The 2070-nt window shown below is 34.0% G+C and carries 3 protein-coding genes; 2 read left to right on the forward strand and 1 reads right to left on the reverse strand.

The genetic code is table 11. The annotated features are described in order from the left end of the window. Positions 1–3 precede the first annotated feature (3 nt). On the reverse strand, positions 4–684 hold the full coding sequence (locus tag HUN22_RS16695) for an FMN-dependent NADH-azoreductase (RefSeq protein WP_174731727.1): 681 nt from the start codon (positions 682–684) through the stop codon (positions 4–6). 119 nt (positions 685–803) lie between these two features. On the opposite strand from HUN22_RS16695, the gene HUN22_RS16700 reads away from it, so the two are divergent. After that, positions 804–1655 (forward strand): LysR family transcriptional regulator, encoded by an 852-nt coding sequence (locus HUN22_RS16700; protein ID WP_174731730.1) that lies wholly within the window; start codon positions 804–806, stop codon positions 1653–1655. Positions 1656–1752: 97 nt separating this feature from the next. Continuing rightward, entirely contained in the window at positions 1753–2019 is a 267-nt protein-coding gene (locus tag HUN22_RS16705) for a hypothetical protein (RefSeq protein WP_174731733.1), read from the forward strand. The last annotated feature ends 51 nt before the right edge of the window (positions 2020–2070 follow it).

The raw sequence follows: 2070 nt of genomic DNA on the forward strand, positions 1-2070 counted from the left end.
GTACTAACTTTTTGTGTATAAACTGGAAAGTTGCGCTACGAGTTTCTCAGCTTTTTGAAAAGCATTTTCTAATGACTCTATATGTCGTTCATCTCCAAACTCCTGATATTCAGAGCTAATTTCATAAATTTTTTCTACGCCTAAATATTTGCTCAGTGTACAAATGTGGGGTACAAGATGACTCATATTTTGTCGAATTCCATCTTTCTCAAACCCAAACTCTCCGCTGGAAGTGATAATAATTAAAATTTTGCCAGATAAAAGAGGTTGTAAAGGAAAGTCTCCTCGAGCAAGGTCAAAATCAAAAGTTTTATTAATTCGAATAATTTGATCAAACCATGCTTTCAGTTGAGCAGGCATACCGTAATTGTACATAGGGGAAGAAATTACAAGAATATCTGAGCTAGAAACTTCTGCTATTAATTGATCTGATATAGATAAAATATCGCATTGAGCTTGAGTTCTTTTATTTTCAGGTGTAAATACAGCATCAATCCAGTCTTGAGTAATAAATGGTGGCAGATTCATCCCTACATCACGATATATATACTCATCTATAGGCAGTTGTTTTTTCCATGAGCTGACCAATCGGCTGGCAATACTTTTAGAAATCGAATTATGGTTTGGATTAGGGTTAATCGCAGCTCTTACACTAGCATCTATATGTAATATTTTACTCATCATAAATTCCAAAAAAAGTTAAGGTTTAATTTATTTTGAGTTTTAAAAGATAAGTAGACAAACGAGAAAATTACACTTATAGATGAGTTTAATTCATCTATGAATATAACTTGGGAGAAAGCATGCAAGTCTCTTTGCAAGCACTTAAGGCATTTGAATCAGCCGCTCGTTTGGGGAGTTTTAAGTTGGCTGCTGAAGAACTTTCACTTACACCGACTGCAATTTCACATCATGTTGCCAATCTAGAAAGCAGGTTAAATGTTGATTTATTTCATCGACAGGTAAGGAAAATAACGCTTACAACCACAGGGGAAAGACTTGCGGGAGCAATTTCTGAAGGATTTCGTAAAATTGAAGATGCATTAGAGGAAATAACAGTAAATGGAAATGTAGTGAGAGTGGCAAGTACCTCTTCACTAGCTGCAATGCTGTTAATTCCTTCTATAAATGAATTTTATCAATTGAATCCAGATATCTCAGTTGAATTTTCTACGGGTGAAACTTTAGACAATCATTTATATACATTACCTATTCGATATGGTGATATATCTTCAGTATCTTCTAAAGATGTCCTTAAATATGAGTCTTTTAATGTATTTGGCGTATCTAAACTCGCTCTGTCCAAAGATACAAGTGAGCCAATAACTTTATTCACCACAGAATGGAAAAATAAAGCATTACCAAGTCCACCATTAGAGAGCTGGCTTGAGGTGAATGGATGGGACCAAAAGAGGGTGACTATTAAGAAGTTTGACCAAGAGATTTTTGGGATACACGAGGCTTTATCTGCCAATGGATTAGTATTTTGTTCTGCTACACTGACCCATAGGTTCGTTAAGGCGAATCTTTTACAGGAGATTAAAACTAAACCCATTCAATCAGAGCTGTGTTACTACATTCCAAATAAGGAAGATTTTAAAAATAGAAATGCGAGAAAATTTATTGAATGGGTAGAAAGTTTATTCAACCAATAAACTTATATCTTTGATTGGTTTTAACTACATAACACTAAAACTTATATAGCCTTTTTGTGTTATAAAATTAGATAAATTAATAATTAGAGAGATAAATATGCTTAACAACTTTAATGCTGAACAAGCTCGTCAAAATGCTAAAAACTTTAAAATAAATCAAGACGCCATATTGGAAAAAATTTTAACTGGTACTGAGTCTGAATCTAAGGAAGGGAAGCGAAAAGCAACTTTCTGGTTTCCTGTTGATGCTATAAGTCCTGATCATCTTACATTGGTTGAAGAAGAGCTTAGAGGCAGAGGTTTTAATGTCTCAACTGATATTGAGCACTCGGGTACCACGATCACAATTGAAATAAGCTTCTAATCATTGATAGGTTTTAACTAAACCATTCTTAAGACAAGAGTGGTTTTTTAT

Origin of the sequence: Acinetobacter lactucae, assembly GCF_013344765.1 — a bacterium.
Lineage (GTDB): Bacteria > Pseudomonadota > Gammaproteobacteria > Pseudomonadales > Moraxellaceae > Acinetobacter > Acinetobacter lactucae_A.

What these genes read in the sequence shown, in the direction of transcription:
- HUN22_RS16705 (WP_174731733.1), top strand. Translation starts at nt 1,753, where the DNA reads ATGCTTAACAACTTTAATGCTGAACAAGCTCGTCAAAATGCTAAAAAC.
- HUN22_RS16700 (WP_174731730.1), top strand. Translation starts at nt 804, where the DNA reads ATGCAAGTCTCTTTGCAAGCACTTAAGGCATTTGAATCAGCCGCTCGT.
- HUN22_RS16695 (WP_174731727.1), bottom strand. Translation starts at nt 684, where the DNA reads ATGATGAGTAAAATATTACATATAGATGCTAGTGTAAGAGCTGCGATT.